The sequence below is a fragment of the Cellvibrio sp. genome (assembly GCF_053579595.1).
The window spans coordinates 1-17,284 of record NZ_JBRFPI010000045.1 but is presented as its reverse complement, the minus strand read 5'-3'; the positions used below and the strand labels follow the sequence as shown (position 1 = coordinate 17,284).

Here is a 17,284-nt window from a genome sequence, read left to right as displayed (position 1 = left end):
TGCCAAACCAATTTCACCCATTTCGCGGATAACTTGTTCAGTGCGAGAGAGAGTTGCGCCATCGGGCAATTGTGCAAAGGCGATCAGGTATTGTTTATCCTGAGCAGGGACAAACCCTTTGGGGATAATATTGAAACCTACAGCGGTAATGCCGAGCAGCACAGCATAAACGCCAATCGCCAAGGTTTTGCGCCCCAATAATTTTCCGACCTTGCCAGAATAATTACCCGATGCACGATTGAAGCTGCGGTTGAACCAGCCAAAAAAGCGGCCGAACAATTTATCCATAATGCGCGTCAAGCGGTCTTTTGGTGCATCGTGGCTTTTTAATAACAGCGCAGCCAATGCTGGGCTTAAAGTCAATGAGTTGATTGCGGATATCACCGTTGAAATGGCAATCGTCAACGCAAACTGTTGATAAAATTGGCCAGTCAAACCGCTTACAAATGCGATAGGAACAAACACCGCCACCAGCGTCAGTGATATCGCAATAATCGGCCCGCTCACCTCTTGCATAGCTTTATAAGTTGCTGCAAGCGGCGTTAAACCTTCTTCGATATTACGCTCAACGTTTTCCACCACCACAATTGCATCATCCACCACGATACCAATCGCCAATACCAATCCAAATAATGACAAGGTATTAATGGAGAAACCAAATGCCCACATCAGCGAAAATGTACCAATGATTGACACTGGAACGGCAAGCAAAGGAATAATTGACGCGCGCCAGGTTTGCAAAAACAAAATCACCACTACCACAACGAGCGCCAAGGCTTCGAGCAGGGTTTTGATTACAGCTTTAATCGAACTTTTTACAAAAATTGTCGGATCATATACGACTTGGTATTCAACACCCTGTGGGAAACGCTCAGACAATTCCGCCATGGTGGAGCGCACTGCATCAGAAATCTGGATCGCATTGGCGCCGGGTGATTGAAAAATAGGGATAGCCACTGCAGGGCGACTATCGAGCATCGCATTCAAACTGTATTCCGATGGTCCCATCTCCACACGCGCCACATCTTTTAAACGGGTAATTTCACCAGTGGAACCTGCGCGAATAATAATTTCGGAAAATTCCTCCGGATTATCCAAACGGCCTTTGGCATTAATTGGCAATTGCACATCGACCAAATCAGTTACCGGTGCACCGCCGATCATACCGGCAGCCACTTGCACGTTTTGTTCGCGGATTGCATTGACTACATCATTGGCGGTGAGATTTTTCTCGGCAATTTTTTCCGGGTTCAACCAAATGCGCATGGCGTAATCGCCCGAACCAAACAACCGCACCTGGCCTACACCGGCAACTTTCGCGAGCTCATCTTTAATATTCATCAAGGCATAGTTGCGCAAATAGAGTTCGTCGTAACTTTTGTCCGGCGAAATTAAATGCACCACCATGGTTAAATCGGGCGAACTTTTTACCACAGTCACACCGCGTTGACGGGTGACATCAGGCAAACGCGGCAGCGCTTGCGATACACGGTTTTGCACCATTTGTTGTGCAAGATCGACATCTGTACCGATTTTAAAGGTGACAGTCAGTGTTAAACGACCATCAGTGGTTGCTTGGGAAAACATGTACAGCATATTTTCCGTACCAGCCAATTGCTCTTCCAAAGGCGTTGCAACGGTTTCTGCAATCACTTTCGGGTTGGCACCAGGGTATGACGCATTGACCACTACCGAAGGCGGCGATACATCCGGATACTCCGAGATGGGCAATTGGAACATGGCGAGTAAACCGGCAATAAAAATCAGTAACGAAATTACGCCGGCGAAAATGGGGCGATCCACAAAAAATTTGGATATGTTCATGATAAGCCTGCTTGCATGGCTGCAAAAAAGTAGAAATAAAAATAAGCACTAGATCAAAAGTGACAGACGTGTTTGGAGACTACTGGTGCATAGCACCAGCAATACTCGTTATACAAACATTATCGGTTGTGGTACTGAACTGTACCGGGGTATACGGAAGTGTACTTAGTGATTGGATGCAACCGCTGTTGCACTAATCGCTTGGGTTACACTGGGGTTGACCGTGCTATTCGGTCGTACATGAGACAAACCATTGACGATAATTTTATCGCCGGCATTGACGCCCGCCAGTATCACGCGCTGCCCTTGGTAATGTTCACCCAGGGTAATTTCGTGATAGGTCGCGGTATTTTTTTCATCGACAACCAACACAAATTTTTTGCTTTGGTTGGTACCAATTGCACGCTCGGGAACTAACAGCGCCTGAATTTTTTCCGCTGAACCCAAACGCACATTGGCAAACATTCCTGCCGTTAATGCACCATCCTTGTTATCAAAAATGGCGCGGGCACGGATGGTGCCGCTATTGGTATCCAAGCGGTTATCGAAAGCAGAAATATTGCCGTTATAGGTCACACTACTGTCGCTCGCGAGAATTAATTCCACTGGCATATCTTGGGTATTTTTGGTATTGCGCACGAACTGGATGTAAGTGGCTTCATCCACATTAAATTCAGCATAGAGTTTGTCGTTAGCAACGATCTGCGTCAGCAGCGGCGCATTAGCACCCGCTTCTACTACGTTGCCAGTCGTTAACTCAGCACGACCAACACGGCCGCTAATCGGCGCGGCGATATGTGCGTATTCCAAATCAAGTTTTGCCTGGCTCAATGCCGCTTCCGCTTGTTTTACATCGGCTTGCGCCACTTGATGGGTACTCAACGCTGAATCATAAATACTTTGCGACACCAGTTTGGCAGCGATCAATTGCTGCGCGCGATTCAATTCATCCTGCGCGAGCTTTGCGCGGGATTGCGCCGTCGCCAACTGCGCCTGGGCACGCTGCACTGACGCCTGATGTGGACGCGGGTCAATCACAAATAACGGCTGGCCTTTTTTCACTTGCTGGCCTTCGGTAAACAGCACTTGCTGGATGGTACCGCTCACCAGCGGTTTGATAGCTGCACTCTCAACCGGAGCCAAACGTCCGGAAAAACTGGCCCAGGTGCGTATCTCTTGCGGCTCGAGCACTACCACATCCACAGCCGGGGCGGGCGGTACGGCTGCGGGCGTTGCTGCATCAACACCTGACACATAATAAAAACCCACAATACCTGCCAGTATGGCCGCAGCCGTGTATTGGTAAGCCTTGCGGGGAAAAGCAGATGGATTGGCGCTATTCATGGGAATCTCCTGGTATTCGTTAGCAAATAAATGACTATTTGAAACTCCTTGGAGGGGTCTAAATCGGCATTTTTGAAAATCATACATACCGGTTGGTATGCTGGTCAAGAATAATTTTTGTGTTGCTTTCACAATCATCCCTTTCGGGCGCATTAAAAAGCCATAAAACCCAGCAAAATCAACAGGCTTTGTAGATTGCAGGTTTTTACACCATTGGGTATGTTGCACCTAAAACAGGCTAGCCCCTATAAATGGCCGATTGAAAAACATACCGGCCGGTATCATAATAACCATAACCTTTGTACGAGAACCCGCGTCATGAGCCCCACAGATACCCGCACACTGCTACTGGAAACCGCGCTGAACCTGATCTGGAACAGCAATTACAATTCCGTGGGCGTTAATGAAATCTGCAAGCAGGCGGGCGTCACCAAAGGCAGCTTCTATCACCACTTTGAATCCAAGGCAGAATTGTTTTGCGAAGCAACGACCCATCACTGGGATCACATTCGTCAGGATCTGGATTGCATCCTCTCGCCGATCAACACCCCACTCGAACAATTGGAAAATTGGATCCAATTTATTTACATCAACAAAGTCGGGGAAGACAAAGACAAGGTACCCGGCTGCGCATTGTTTAGTGCTGGAATGCAAATCGGCTGCGGTGAAACACGCATTACCGAAACACTGCAACTGATGACTGAGCGCGGCGCTAAATACAATCAGGCGTTAGTGCGCAGTTTGTTGAATGGCAATTATTTAAATGGAGCGCAAGAAAAGGATATCGAACAGATTGCGCGCCTGATGCAACAGTATGTGCAAGGTGCGATTAGCCATGCACAGGTGACACGCAATATCGACAATGTGAAACTGGATTTACCGCAAGGAATTTATCGTTTGATTGGATTAAAGCCGGAGTTTTGGTATAGCGCGAAACCGACTTGGCCGCACAAACTGGTTGTTTGATTATTAATTATTTTTCGCCATACCCGCACAGGCTAGCATGGCGAAAAACGTGCTAAAGCTTAACCCGCAACCCCATACGCGTAAGCCCAGCACCTATCCCCATAATCACGCAAGCAAAACCCAGGCTCCACAAAATTCCCGCCAGCCCCGCATTAAAAAACTCAGGGCGAAGATAGAAGCCCAAAATTCCACACAGGGATAACACAATGTACGGCAGTATATAGACTAATAAAGGATTGGTTGCCGAAGGTTCAAACAATGCAGTCCAGGCACGCTGTTGTTTTACATCTACCAACCAATAGACCACACCAAAAATCACACAACAAAAGAACACGCTGAATAATGCCCAGCTGGGGGTTGCCCAAATTTTGGAGATGGGTGAAACCTGCCAGCTTGCAAAAGCGAGCAATGCAACAACACCGGTAAATACCAAATAGTTTTTGAATTTACTCCCCGAAAAATTTGGCAAATAAAATAATTGCGAGAGGATCACGCCCGCCAACACAATCGCCGCATGAGTGTGGTTGTCATTAGCTGCAGCCAAAGTTTGCAATACCGGAACCGATGCCAAAGCGGTTTTATCCAACGCAAAAAATAATCCGATCAATGCAAGCGCGGCTAAAGCCAGAGTGAAAAATTGTGTTGCGGGCGAGGCGAATTGGCGCGTGATTAAAAATAAAGTGCCCGCAATTAAATATGCCCAGCCAATCAAACCGAGAATGCCCCACCACTGGGTGGTCATACCTGTATTGTCAGGGCCTTTGTACATCCACCAGAGCATTACCAAACCGGCAACACCAATCAGTTTTGCGCCCATTGAAATAGTGGGTGAAAGTGTTTTGGGATAACTCGACCAAATTAATAACACGTAGATAAACATCAACAGCGTCCACAATGGCATAGAGATGCCCATGGCCGCCGCGTCATAACCAGATTCGGCATTCACCATAAATACGCCAATCACTATCAAACCCACACTACGCAGTGCGATATGTTTAAAAATCTCCAGCGCCGAATCACCTTTATTGGCGCGCGCCTGAATCGCAAAAGGAATGGACATGCCGACAATAAATAAAAACGCGGGGAATACCAGATCGACAAAGGTCATGCCGTCCACATTCGCGGGCAAGTGTTTCATCCACTGGGGAATATCGGCGATGCCGGCTAGCTCGTTAACAAAAACCATAGTGAAAATAATGATGCCGCGAAAGACATCGATCGATAAAACGCGGTTGGCGCTAATGGTGGGATTATTCATGTGATTGCCTGTTGTGACCCTGTGGGGTGCCGTTGTTATGGTTGATTTTTCTTGTAAAAATCCACAATAACCGAGCGACACCTAAAGCCGCAATCAAAACCTGACAACGTTGCCTTTCGATTTACAATTCTCAACATTGAAGCATCGCCAAATCTTCACCCAATAAAAAAGCCCGCAACAAGTGCGGGCTTTTGGATGGGGAATCACGCAGGATTAATCGTGGTGATGACCGCCAACACCATGGGCATGGCCGTGCGCCAACTCTTCAGCGGTGGCATCGCGCACTTCAACGACCTCCAATTCAAAGTCGAGGTTTTTACCAGCGAGTGGATGGTTGCTGTCGATATCCACATTGAATTTGCCGACTTTTAAAACGACCGCATCCCATGGACCGTGCTGGGTATTCACCGCGACTTTCATACCCGGCTTCAACTTGTTTTTGAGTTTTTCATGGCCGTGCAGATGTTTAATGGGAATGCGCTGCACTGCGCCTTCCTGACGCACACCATAACCCTGCTCCGGGGTGAGGCTGATAGTAGTTTTATCGCCCGCTTGTTTACCTTCCAGCGCTTCTTCCAATGCGGCGAGCAAACCTTTGTGGCCATGGAGATACAGTGTTGGTTCGGTATCGTAGGATGATTCCAGCAGCTCACCGCCAGTTTCGCTCAGGCGGTAGTGAAAGCTGACTACTTTGTCGGCAGTGATTTGCATAACAACTCCAAAATGGGTTTCGTTTTTTTGAGGGCGCGAATTGTCGCTGATTTATCGAGGCGGCGCAAAGCTGGCGTGACGCAACCGCAAATCGATGCGGCAAAACGCGTATTATGGACACCTTTATCGCCAACCAGACCATTTTATGATTTTATCGCTAACACCATTGCCAGTGCCCACCTTTAGCCAGCCTGAGCATGGCTACGAATTGGGCGCGCAGGCTATACATATTTATTGTCTGGATATCCGCCGATTTACCGCCGACCATTACGCTGATGCCGAACGTATCATGACCAGCGCCGAGCGCGAGCGGGCACTGAAATTTGTGCGCGGTAAGGAGAGTTATGTCGCCAGCCGCTGGCTGCTGCGCACAGTGCTTGCGCAATACACCAATCTACCACCGGAGATGGTGGAGTTTTTGCGCACTGATAAAGGCAAACCTTACCTGCCGCAGAGCGATATTCACTTCAGTCTGAGCCATAGTGGACACTGGGCGCTGCTGGCGGTGGGCAAGACTGAACTTATCGGGATAGATATAGAAGCAGTTGGCACTACGCGCGATTTAATTGGCATCGCCGAAAGCTATTACCACCCCCATGAGTTTGCCCAGTTACAAGCGTTGGCAGGCTCCGCGCAACACGATTATTTCTATCGTCTTTGGACATTAAAGGAAGCTTTCTTCAAGGCGACAGGCACAGGTATTTCAGCTGGGCTGGAGAAGATAGCCTTTGGGCTCACTGGCGATAAGATCAGTGTGCAGATTGCAGCGGCGCTCGATGAAGATGGCGATGAATGGAAATTTCACCAGTGGACACTCAGCTCGCTGGATTATTGCGCACTGGCCTGCAAGAGTCGGCAACCGCAGCAAGTAAACTGGTTTGATGCGCTTTGCGCGCCAGCTTTTCCTTGACTCTCAAGCCTTCACTGCTAGCATTGCCGCCGGCCATTTAGTCAGTTCGGATAAATGTCCTGACACTAATAACAAATCCACCCTAGATAGATAAGAAACTACCATGTTGCCATTCCACCAGGCCGTTAAAGACGACTTCAGCGCAGTCAACCAACTCATCATCGACAAGCTCCACTCCGATGTCGGTCTGGTTGAAAATATCGGCCACTATCTGGTGGAAGCCGGCGGTAAACGCTTGCGCCCGCTGCTGGTCCTGCTCACCGCCAATGCGCTGGGCTACAAGGGGAAAGATCATTTATCGCTCGCGGCGATTATCGAATTTATCCACACCGCCACCCTGCTGCATGACGATGTGGTCGATATGTCCAGCCTGCGCCGAGGCCGCCCAACTGCAAATGCACAGTGGGGCAATGCGCCGAGTGTATTAGTGGGCGATTTCCTCTACTCGCGCGCCTTCCAGATGATGGTCGGCATTGGCAGCATGGACGTGATGGCGATCCTGAGCGATACCACCAATATCATCGCCGAAGGTGAAGTTCAGCAATTGGTGAATGCCAAAGACCCGAATGTCAATGAAGAGAATTACTTCCGCGTCATCGACAAAAAAACTGCCATTCTCTTCGCCGCCGCTTGTGAAGTCGCCGCGGTGCAATGTGGTGCAACACCGGCGCAGCGCGAAGCATTGCGGTTGTATGGCCGCCATGTCGGCGTCGCTTTCCAACTGGTAGACGATGCATTGGATTACACCGGCGATGCCGCCACCCTCGGCAAAAATGTCGGTGATGATTTGGCCGAAGGCAAACCCACCCTGCCACTGATCCACGCCATGCGTACCGGCACTCCCGCGCAGGCCGAAACCATCGCCAATGCCATCCGTACTGGCGATGCCAGCCTGCTGCCCGCCGTATTGGAAATCGTTCAGGCCACCGGCGGCATGGACTACACCTTGGAAGCCGCGCGGCAGCAAGTGCAGCAGGCGCTCATCCAATTGCAACAATTGCCTGACAACACTTACACCACCGCCATGAAGCAATTAGCCGAGTTCTCACTAGCGCGCAGCTTCTAACTAATTACCTATAATCAACGCCAGCAGCGCATGCAACTGGCGCCCGTCTAACTGGACAACTGAGCCACAGCGGTTAGAATGGCGCACTTTTGCGCGGGCCTTGCCCGCGCTCGATGATCACTAGCAGAGTAAAATCCATGACCTTTGAACCACAAAGCTCCTACAGCCTTGAAGAGTTGATCAAATGCGGCAACGGCCAATTGTTTGGCCCAGGCAATGCGCAACTGCCCATTAACAACATGCTTATGCTGGATCGAATCGTGCACATCAGTCACACCGGCGGTGAGTTCGGCAAAGGCGAGATCGTGGCCGAATTGGACATCAATCCAGACCTTTGGTTTTTTAACTGCCATTTCGCGGGCGATCCGGTAATGCCAGGCTGCTTAGGCTTAGATGCTATGTGGCAACTGGTTGGCTTCTTCCTCGGCTGGAAAGGTAACCCCGGCCGCGGCCGCGCACTTGGCTGTGGCGAAGTTAAGTTCACTGGCGAGATCCTTCCTACCGCAAAAAAAATCACCTACCACATCAATTTAAAACGTGTGATTGAGCGCAAATTGATTATGGGAATCGCCGATGGGCGCGTCTCTTGCGATGGCAAAGATATTTATTTCGCCTCTGACTTGCGCGTTGGATTATTCCAAAAAAGCGATAGTGTCTAAGTATCCAGAATAACGATAACCGGCGAGCGCTGAACTGCTTGTGGCATAATGCTCGCCCTTTTAACCAAGTCCGATTTAAGCACGCCAGAAGCAAACCCTTTGCCCGGCGCTGTTGCTAAATATGAAAGAGGTAGCCTATGAAACGCGTTGTTGTTACCGGTATGGGAATTGTGTCCTGCCTGGGCAATGATAAAGATGCCGTGTTGGATGCATTGCGCGCTGGCCGTTCCGGTATCAAATTCCAGGAAACCTACAAAGAGATGGGCTTTCGCAGCCACGTTGCCGGTTCCGTTGATATCAACCTGTCCGAGCTGATCGATCGCAAGGTGCTGCGTTTTATGGGCGATGCGGCAGCCTATGCCTATCTCTCCATGGAGCAGGCTATCGCTGACTCTGGTTTAAGTGAGGATCAGGTATCCAACGATCGCACCGGTATCATCATGGGTTCAGGCGGCGCCTCCTCCAAAAACCTGGTGGAAGCGGCGGATATTTTGCGCGAAAAAGGACTGAAGCGTGTTGGTCCTTATCGCGTAACGCAGACTATGGGTAGTACTACGTCTGCCTGTTTGGCAACGCCGTTCAAAATCAAAGGGGTTAACTATTCGATTTCTTCTGCCTGTGCGACTAGCGCCCACTGTATTGGCGTCGCATTGGAGCAAATTCAGCTTGGCAAACAGGACATCGTTTTTGCCGGTGGTGGCGAGGAAGAACATTGGACATTGACCGCCTTATTCGACGCCATGGGCGCTCTGTCTACCAAATACAACGAAACTCCCGGCCAAGCGTCACGCGCCTACGATGCCAACCGTGACGGTTTCGTCATCGCTGGCGGTGGCGGTTGTCTGGTAATCGAAGAATACGAACACGCCAAAGCGCGCGGTGCAAAAATTTACGCTGAAATCGTCGGCTACGGCGCAACCTCCGATGGCTATGACATGGTTGCACCGTCAGGCGAAGGCGCTGTGCGTTGCATGAAACAAGCACTGGCTACGGTTGATGGCGATATTGACTACATCAACTCCCACGGTACCTCTACCCCAGTGGGCGATTTAGCTGAATTGCGCGCTATTAAAGAGACCTTTGGCGCTAGCATCCCCGCCATCAGCTCTACCAAATCCCTCACCGGCCACAGCCTCGGCGCAACCGGCGTACAAGAGGCGATTTACAGCCTGCTGATGATGGAGCATAACTTTATCTGCGCGTCAGCCAACATCGAAACAGTTGACCCCGAAGCCGAAGGCATGCCGATAGTGCTTAAGCGTCAGGACGATGTGAAACTGAACCGCGTCATGTCCAACAGCTTTGGTTTCGGCGGCACTAACGCGACACTGGTTTTTCAACGAATCTAAAGTGCAGCGCGTTTAATTACCCACCGTAAAAAAACAAAAACCGCGAGCCGCACTAGCGCCTCGCGGTTTTTTCTATTGGAGGATCAAAACTACTGCGCCGCTTTTATCTGCTCGCGGTTATGCAGCCACTGTTTTACTAGCGGCAATAAACTCGGACGCCACGAACGCGCCTGAATGCCGAAATAATCGCGCGCACGACGGCAGCCGAGGATGGCACTTAGAGGTTCGTCGGTGGGTTCGCTATCAACCAGACTCAAGCTTGGTTCAGCGGTCAGCAGCTGCTGTTGGATAAGCAGCTGCAATAATTGCTCGGCAAACTCGTCTTCCGTACAGGCATCGCCGCTGCAATAGTGCATCACTCCCCAGTTTTCCGCACCGCAGAAAATTTGTTTGCTCATGGCGACCGCGACTCGCGCAGCATCCGAGAGCGCCGTGGGAGAGCCGCGCAAACGGCGATTGACAGTAACAGACGCGCCAGCGAGAAATGAACTGAGCAGGCGTGTGAGCAAATTATCCCCGTAGGCGCCAATCACCCAACTCAAACGCAAAATAATGTGTTTTGGCAACGACTCTGCAATGACCTGTTCCGCCTCAGCAAATGCGTGCCCAGTGTCACTGAGCGGCGCGACCGGGTCTTTTTCACTGTGCGTCCCTTTGCCATCGCCGCCGAACACGCTATAGCTGGATAGGTGAATTAGGGGGATTTGCTGATTGGCACAAACTTGTGCAAGGTTGCGGGCAGTAGCGATAAGCGCGGCTTGCCCACCAGAGTGAAAGGCCTCTTCCCAACCACGGCAATTTACAATCAGATCCGGCTGATGTTTGTGTAAATAGGTTTGCAGGCTCTGCGCATCAGACCAATCCAACTCGGCCGCAGCAGGCAGCAACAATTTGAACGGCTCGCGCTCCAACTCGTGCTCCAGAGCTTTGCCCAGCGGGGAAATTACATCGGTTAACAATAACTTGAATGACATTGCGCTCTGCATACCCGTAAAATTTTTGTGCATATTAGCAGTAGAACCCGCTGCCACGGCAAGGGTAATTCGAGCGCGAAAGACTTATACTGCGCGCCCCTTTTGAATCAGCGCCTTAGCCCTAGACGGAATTGCACCACCCATGAGCCAAGCCCCGCTTAGTATCCATCTCGATCTGGCCATTATCGGCGGCGGTGTTGCCGGGCTGTGGCTGGCCAACCGCGCCAAAAGTGCCGGGTTCAGCATCGCATTATTTGAAGCCAAAGCGCTCGGCAGCGACCAAACCCTCGCCTCCCAAGGCATGATTCACGGCGGCATGAAATATACCCTCGCGGGCGCGCTGACCGGCGCCTCCGAAGCCATTGCCGAAATGCCCAAACACTGGCGCGCCTGCCTGTGTGGTGAAGGCGACGTGGATTTGCGCCACACACGTATTCTCAGCGATCACTTTTTTATGTGGTCGGGCGATGATCTGGGCAGCAAGCTGACCGGCTTTCTCGCCAGCAAAATCACCCGCGGACGGGTCGAGCCGGTACACCCGGATCGCCGCCCACCGCTGCTGCGCAATAAGGATTTTTCAGGCAGCCTCTACCGACTGGAAGACCTGGTAATCGATGCACCCAGCCTGGTCGCTAATCTTGCCCACAACGTCGAGGGGCACTGCTTCCAGATTGATTGGTCGCTTGCGCAATTGCACAAAAATGCCGCTGGACTCGTGAGCCTAAGGATTAATACGCCAGAACAGCCTATCGAGATACATGCGCAGCGCTTTATCTTTACTGCAGGTAAAGGCAACTCGGAGTTGTTGCAACAGTTGGGGCTGGAGAGCCCGGCGATGCAACTGCGCCCGCTACAACAAGTCATGGTCAAGCATCTGTACCCCTTCGATTTTTACGGTCATTGCCTCGGTCGCGAGACCACCCCGCGCTTGACTATCTCCAGCCACCGCCTGCCAGATGGTGCACATGTGTGGTATCTGGGCGGCAACCTCGCGGAAAAAGGCGCCGACATGGCACCGGAAGCGCTAATCGAGCTGGCCAAGCAGGAAGTGGAAGACCTGATTCCTTGGGTAAATCTGGATGGCGCTGAGTGGTCAACCCTGCCCATCGCACGTGCCGAGCCATTACAACCGGGTCTAGTACGCCCCGACAACGCCTTTATCGCACCCGCTGAAGGTGCTGTGAACCTGCTCGTCGGCTGGCCAACCAAACTGACGCTGGCGCCCAATCTTGCCAATCAAGCGCTGGCGATATTGTCCGATGCAGGTATGACGCCCTCGGCCAGCACCATCAACCTGCATACTTATCTGCCCTACGCTGCACTCGCCAAAACGCCTTGGGAACTGGCATTTCCACCGGCGATCAGCACCGAGGAGCTGCTTGCGCTGCGTTTTCGCGAGCCAGATGAAGAGGATGACGATCAATGATGCCGCGTAAACGCCTCGGGCGTACCGACATAGACATCAGTACTTTTGGTCTGGGGACGGTCAAATTTGGCCGCACCCAGAGTCTCAAATATCCACAGCCGTTTGCTTTGCCCAGCGATGAACAATTGCGTGAATTACTCAATGGCGCACGCGATATGGGGGTCAACTTTGTCGATACGGCGCCCTCCTATGGCTACAGCGAGGAACGCCTGGGCGACCTGCTGCGCAAAGAGCGCAAGAACTGGGTTATCTCCACCAAAGTCGGCGAAGAGTTTACGGAGGATAAATTCTCCGATGTAGGCCGATCGCACTTTGATTTCAGCCCCAAGCACACCCGCATGAGTGTCGAGCGCTCCCTGCGCCGCCTGCGCACCGACTATCTCGATTTAGTGATGATTCACTCCGATGGCAATGATCTGGACATCCTGTGCAACAGCGGTGCCCTGCAAACCTTGCAGCAGCTCAAGCAGGAAGGCTGGATTCGGGCGCTGGGCATCTCTAGCAAAACCGTCGAAGGTGGGCTGCTCGCAGCAGAAGTCTGCGACGCGGTAATGCTGATGTACCATGCGGATTACACCGACGAAGAGCCGGTGATCGCAAAATCTGCGTTACAAGGTGCGGCAGTTTTGCTAAAAAAGGTTCTCGCCAGCGGCCATATCTGCCATGATGCGCCTCCCGTTCGGGAGAAAATACAAGGCTCCGCTGAACGCCAAGATCACGAACGAGACCAAGAACAAGACCCCATCCAGAGCGCGCTGAATTTTGCTTACGCTCATCCCGGGGTCACCAGTGCCGTCATCGGCACCGTCAACTTGCAACATTTGCGCGCTAACCTAATAAAAGCATTGCGCGCACAAAATATGGCGTAAGATTCTACAGAGCGATTTATGAGCAGTTGGTTAGACACCGTTAATTGGAACAGCGATGGCTTGGTTCCCGCTATTGCGCAAGATGCCAAAACCGGCCGGATTTTGATGATGGCCTGGATGAACCGCGAATCCCTCCAACTCTCGGCCGAACGTGGCGAAGCTGTCTACTGGTCGCGCTCGCGCAACCAGTTGTGGCACAAAGGTGAAACCTCCGGCCATATCCAGAAATTGCATGAAATCCGTCTCGACTGCGACGAAGACGTCGTGGTATTACAAGTGGAACAACTGGGCGGCATCGCCTGTCACACTGGCCGTGAGTCCTGTTTTTATCGCGTGTTAAAAAACGGCGAATGGCAGACGGTGGAGCCGGTATTAAAAGATCCCGCCGACATTTACCGCTAAGATTGCCAACCCTTATTAGTGAAATGAGCTGTTCATGAGTAACGATATTCTCCAACAACTGACGGAAATTCTTGAAGCGCGCAAAAATAATGCGGGCGCTGAGACATCCTACGTTGCCAGCCTGCATCAAAAAGGGCTGAATAAGATTTTGGAAAAAGTCGGTGAGGAATGCACCGAAACGATTTTGGCCGCGAAGGATGCCCAAGCCAGTGGCGACAATACCGATCTGATCTACGAGACCGCTGATTTGTGGTTTCATAGCCTGGTGATGTTGTCCCACCTCGGCACAGATGCCGATGCAGTATTGAAGGAGTTAGGGCGCCGTTTTAACGTTTCAGGTCACGACGAAAAAGCAGCGCGCACTCAGGAATAACCACAACTACTTATCTTTTTTGCGAGGAAATTATCATGGGTCTTAGCGGCATTAGTATCTGGCAACTTCTTATTGTATTGGCCATTGTGGTCATGTTGTTCGGCACCAAGCGCTTGCGCACATTGGGTGGTGATTTGGGCAGTATGATCAAAGGCTTCAAAAATTCGATGAGTAGCGAAGACGCCAAAAAGGACGAAGATGAATCTCCCAAGCTGGACCAGAAAGCCACCAGCAGTACCCCGGTAAACGACAAAGTTGACCAAAACAATACCAAGGTGTAAGCCGTGTTTGATATAGGTTTTACCGAACTGCTGGTATGCCTGGTAGTAGCTCTGGTAGTGATTGGCCCAGAGCAGTTGCCAGGTGCCGTGCGCACCGCAGGGCTTTGGATTGGCCGCCTTAAACGCAGCCTGCGCGATACCCGCACTGAAATTGAGCGGCAAATCGGTGCGGATGATATTCGTCGCCAACTGCACAATGAAGAAGTCATGCAAAATATTGAAGAAGCGCGGATCAAATTCGAACAAACGCTCCTTGATGTCCAGCAATATGAAGATGCCAATGCCGAAGCGCGCCGACAAGCATCAGACTATGGCCCGCCCGACGAGCTACCTGATCACGCCCATGGCGATGAATCTGCCGCAGAGCGCAGCAAGCTGGCTACGCCCGCGACGGCGCACCAGCCACATCCTGCCGCATCTACGACAACCAGCGTGACTGCATCCAGCACTGACAGCGCACCCGCTTCAGGCTCAACACCGACCAACACACATCAGGCTGCCAATACGTCCGCGCAATCTGGTACAGGCCACTAAGTCGCTCATGAACGATCAAAAAGATAAAGAACAACCACTGGTCCAGCACCTGATAGAACTGCGCAATCGCTTGTTGCACACTGTCTATTTTTTGCTGGCAGTTTTTATTTGCCTGTTCCCCTTTGCAACTGACATCTACGGCATAATTTCTGCGCCACTGCAGGCAGTTCTGCCTGCGGGTACACACATGATTGCGACCGATGTGATCTCACCGTTTTTGACACCATTGAAACTGACATTTTATCTGGCGATGTTTTTAGCTGTGCCGTTTATTCTGTTCCAAGTCTGGTCGTTTATCGCCCCCGGTCTCTACAAACACGAGCAACAACTCGCTGCGCCACTACTGATATCCAGCGTACTGCTGTTTTTTGCCGGTATGGCCTTCGCCTACTTTCTTGTTCTGCCCATGTTGTTTAATTTCACTATGGGTATTGAGCTTGAGGGTGTAAGCACTATGACCGACATCACCAAATATTTGGATTTGGTGCTGCACATGTTTTTTGCATTCGGCTTTGCATTTGAAATCCCGGTCGCAACAGTACTGCTGATCCACGCAGGTGTGGTAACTCCCGAGGGCTTGGCAGAAAAACGACGCTACATTGTCGTCGCCTGCTTTGTTGTTGGCATGCTGCTAACACCGCCGGATATTTTTTCACAAGCCATGCTCGCCATTCCCATGTGGATGTTGTTTGAAGCAGGTCTGTTTTTTGGTCGGATGATTAAAAAGCGCAGCGAAGAGCACGATCAAGCTGGCGAAAGCGCGGGGAATGACGAGAACCAGAACCCCTGATGTATGTTGATAAAAAACGGCCAGTATCTAGCAAAAGTTACTGGCCGTTTTTTATTGTGGGCCTTCGCTAAACGCTGTTAGCCAATGCCTCCTCTAATACCGCCCTATTCTCCTCAAACTTTTTCCAACCCAGTTCGTGGAAATAGAAAGCGACTGTGTTAATTGCCGGTTCTACCAATGCCATAGTGCCGCCAATAACCACACTACCCGTGAGAGCGTAGCCTACTGAAAAGGCAACGGTGAAGTGAACTGCTGCGAATGTTGCGGTCTTTGCCATGATGTAATCCTCGCTTGCCAATAAGGTGGCTAATCAAACTCTTCGCGATCAGCCGATGTAGCCATACTAAGCAAGCGATAATCATTACCAAAGAAAATTGACCCGATAGACTTAATAGCAAATAGCTATTTACCAGCGATTGAAGGGTACGCGCGACAGATTGGAGTTGAAGTAGCGCGCATCCTCAGTCACCTCGTCCCCCACCCAATCCGGTTTGGCGAAACCTGCATCCTCCGCAGGTAACTCTATCTCTGCGACAACAAGACCAAGGTTCTCTCCCAAAAACTCATCCACTTCCCAGACAAACCCTTCATGCAGAACCTTGCGGCGATTTTTCTCAATCAGCGGCTGCTCACACAGTGCCAATAATTCGCGCGCATCCCATACCGGGATCGGATATTCAAATTCCGCGCGGCGCGCACCAACCGAAGTTCCTTTAATGGTCAGGAAGGCCTCTTCACCCGCTATGCGCACACGCACCGTACGCGCCTTGTCGCGATTCAAATAACCCTGTGAATAAAACACGGGGGGCGCATCCCGCCAGGCATCACCCACGACTAAAAATTTCCGTTCGATTTCAATTGCCATGAGCATTTACCGCGAAAGAATAACGTTTTTTAACAGCCAATAAGCCGAGCAATCCTAGAGTCAACAGCGGTACCGACCCGCCGCCACTGCCCGATTTTTGTGGCGCCGCCGATACAACAGAACTGGTCGCCGATGAAGCAACAGAAGACGAACTGACCACCACCGGCTCATCCGGTTTATCGGCGATATCCACAACAAGAAGATTGGGCGACGCCAACATAAGCCCATTGCGCGGATTATAAAGTCGCACAAAAAAAGTTTCGGTAAATTCATTGCCCGCAACATCAGCTGCAATCGGAATTTCAATTGTTTTTTCGTTGGCATCGCCATCGAGCCAACTAATACTGCCAGCGACGGAAGTGAAATCCTGAGTAGTTGCATTGCCCGATTGAGTTTCATAAAACACTTCCACCGCACTTGTGCTGCCACCCACCCGCTGCAGCGACAAGCGCAACACATCTCCCTCTTTTGCCGCAACGCGTGCACTGGAAAATTTCACACTGCCCTGTAGCGATACGGTGTTATCGCGAATCACATACAATCCGCTGTTGATATCATTTACCAAAATATTACCGCTCGGTAGAAATGGATAGGTTCCCCAAGCCCCATTAAACGATGCCGAATTCGCAATCGGATAGGTATCAAAAAATCCCGCCTCTTTTGGATTGCGCGGATCTGAAATA

20 protein-coding genes are annotated in these 17,284 nt (G+C 51.0%); 12 read left to right on the top strand and 8 right to left on the bottom strand.

Annotated elements, in window-relative coordinates:
* Positions 1-1,824 (bottom strand): efflux RND transporter permease subunit (locus tag ACWA6V_RS04625; protein ID WP_449521405.1); only part of this gene is annotated, 1,824 nt, incomplete at its 3' end.
* Positions 1,825-1,989: 165 nt separating this feature from the next.
* Complete coding sequence (locus ACWA6V_RS04620; protein ID WP_449521404.1) at positions 1,990-3,168, bottom strand: efflux RND transporter periplasmic adaptor subunit; 1,179 nt, start codon at positions 3,166-3,168, stop codon at positions 1,990-1,992.
* Between the two features lie 318 nt (positions 3,169-3,486).
* On the opposite strand from ACWA6V_RS04620, the gene ACWA6V_RS04615 reads away from it, so the two are divergent.
* Positions 3,487-4,134: a TetR/AcrR family transcriptional regulator gene (locus ACWA6V_RS04615; RefSeq protein ID WP_449521403.1), complete on the top strand. Its 648-nt coding sequence runs from the start codon at positions 3,487-3,489 to the stop codon at positions 4,132-4,134.
* Positions 4,135-4,186: 52 nt separating this feature from the next.
* Here the strand turns inward: ACWA6V_RS04615 and ACWA6V_RS04610 are convergent, their stop codons facing one another.
* On the bottom strand, positions 4,187-5,392 hold the full coding sequence (locus tag ACWA6V_RS04610; protein ID WP_449521402.1) for a DUF5009 domain-containing protein: 1,206 nt from the start codon (positions 5,390-5,392) through the stop codon (positions 4,187-4,189).
* 213 nt (positions 5,393-5,605) lie between these two features.
* Complete coding sequence (locus ACWA6V_RS04605; protein WP_449521401.1) at positions 5,606-6,103, bottom strand: FKBP-type peptidyl-prolyl cis-trans isomerase; 498 nt, start codon at positions 6,101-6,103, stop codon at positions 5,606-5,608.
* Positions 6,104-6,248: 145 nt separating this feature from the next.
* On the opposite strand from ACWA6V_RS04605, the gene ACWA6V_RS04600 reads away from it, so the two are divergent.
* The 4 genes from ACWA6V_RS04600 to fabB all read left to right on the top strand — a co-directional run bounded on the left by ACWA6V_RS04600 (position 6,249) and on the right by fabB (position 10,087).
* Positions 6,249-7,013 (top strand): 4'-phosphopantetheinyl transferase family protein, encoded by a 765-nt coding sequence (locus ACWA6V_RS04600; RefSeq protein WP_449521400.1) that lies wholly within the window; start codon positions 6,249-6,251, stop codon positions 7,011-7,013.
* A gap of 103 nt (positions 7,014-7,116) precedes the next feature.
* Complete coding sequence (locus ACWA6V_RS04595) at positions 7,117-8,079, top strand: polyprenyl synthetase family protein (RefSeq protein WP_449521399.1); 963 nt, start codon at positions 7,117-7,119, stop codon at positions 8,077-8,079.
* Positions 8,080-8,216: 137 nt separating this feature from the next.
* On the top strand, positions 8,217-8,738 hold the full coding sequence (gene fabA / locus ACWA6V_RS04590) for a 3-hydroxyacyl-[acyl-carrier-protein] dehydratase FabA (protein ID WP_449521398.1): 522 nt from the start codon (positions 8,217-8,219) through the stop codon (positions 8,736-8,738).
* A gap of 137 nt (positions 8,739-8,875) precedes the next feature.
* Positions 8,876-10,087 carry a beta-ketoacyl-ACP synthase I gene (fabB, locus tag ACWA6V_RS04585; RefSeq protein ID WP_449521397.1) on the top strand — a complete coding sequence of 404 codons (1,212 nt, stop codon included), beginning with the start codon at positions 8,876-8,878 and terminating at the stop codon, positions 10,085-10,087.
* A gap of 89 nt (positions 10,088-10,176) precedes the next feature.
* Here fabB and ACWA6V_RS04580 read toward each other — a convergent pair whose 3' ends face one another.
* Positions 10,177-11,061, bottom strand: coding sequence for an SDR family oxidoreductase (locus ACWA6V_RS04580; protein ID WP_449521396.1), 885 nt, complete (start codon positions 11,059-11,061; stop codon positions 10,177-10,179).
* 142 nt (positions 11,062-11,203) lie between these two features.
* Here ACWA6V_RS04580 and ACWA6V_RS04575 point away from each other — a divergent pair, with 142 nt between their 5' ends.
* The 7 genes from ACWA6V_RS04575 to tatC are packed head-to-tail and all read left to right on the top strand — an operon-like array spanning position 11,204 to position 15,736.
* Entirely contained in the window at positions 11,204-12,487 is a 1,284-nt protein-coding gene (locus ACWA6V_RS04575) for an FAD-dependent oxidoreductase (protein ID WP_449521395.1), read from the top strand.
* The gene (locus ACWA6V_RS04570) at positions 12,484-13,356 is read left to right on the top strand and encodes an aldo/keto reductase (protein ID WP_449521394.1); all 873 of its coding nucleotides are present in this window, start codon (positions 12,484-12,486) and stop codon (positions 13,354-13,356) included. Before ACWA6V_RS04575 ends, ACWA6V_RS04570 begins: the two co-directional genes overlap by 4 nt.
* 18 nt (positions 13,357-13,374) lie before the next feature.
* Positions 13,375-13,758, top strand: coding sequence for a phosphoribosyl-AMP cyclohydrolase (gene hisI / locus ACWA6V_RS04565; RefSeq protein ID WP_449521393.1), 384 nt, complete (start codon positions 13,375-13,377; stop codon positions 13,756-13,758).
* Between the two features lie 34 nt (positions 13,759-13,792).
* Positions 13,793-14,131, top strand: a complete 339-nt coding sequence (locus ACWA6V_RS04560; RefSeq protein ID WP_449521392.1) for a phosphoribosyl-ATP diphosphatase — start codon at positions 13,793-13,795, stop codon at positions 14,129-14,131.
* Positions 14,132-14,166: 35 nt separating this feature from the next.
* On the top strand, positions 14,167-14,412 hold the full coding sequence (gene tatA / locus ACWA6V_RS04555) for a twin-arginine translocase TatA/TatE family subunit (RefSeq protein WP_449521391.1): 246 nt from the start codon (positions 14,167-14,169) through the stop codon (positions 14,410-14,412).
* 3 nt (positions 14,413-14,415) lie between these two features.
* Entirely contained in the window at positions 14,416-14,946 is a 531-nt protein-coding gene (gene tatB, locus ACWA6V_RS04550; RefSeq protein WP_449521390.1) for a Sec-independent protein translocase protein TatB, read from the top strand.
* A 7-nt stretch (positions 14,947-14,953) separates the two neighbouring features.
* Positions 14,954-15,736, top strand: coding sequence for a twin-arginine translocase subunit TatC (gene tatC / locus ACWA6V_RS04545; RefSeq protein ID WP_449521389.1), 783 nt, complete (start codon positions 14,954-14,956; stop codon positions 15,734-15,736).
* A 67-nt stretch (positions 15,737-15,803) separates the two neighbouring features.
* Here tatC and ACWA6V_RS04540 read toward each other — a convergent pair whose 3' ends face one another.
* From ACWA6V_RS04540 to ACWA6V_RS04530, 3 genes are all read right to left on the bottom strand, one after another.
* Positions 15,804-16,013: a DUF2061 domain-containing protein gene (locus ACWA6V_RS04540; protein WP_449521388.1), complete on the bottom strand. Its 210-nt coding sequence runs from the start codon at positions 16,011-16,013 to the stop codon at positions 15,804-15,806.
* 129 nt (positions 16,014-16,142) lie between these two features.
* Positions 16,143-16,601 (bottom strand): CYTH domain-containing protein, encoded by a 459-nt coding sequence (locus ACWA6V_RS04535; RefSeq protein ID WP_449521387.1) that lies wholly within the window; start codon positions 16,599-16,601, stop codon positions 16,143-16,145.
* Positions 16,591-17,284, bottom strand: a 694-nt coding sequence (locus ACWA6V_RS04530) for a Calx-beta domain-containing protein (protein WP_449521386.1), incomplete at its 5' end; no start/stop codon positions are given. The genes ACWA6V_RS04535 and ACWA6V_RS04530, both read right to left, overlap by 11 nt.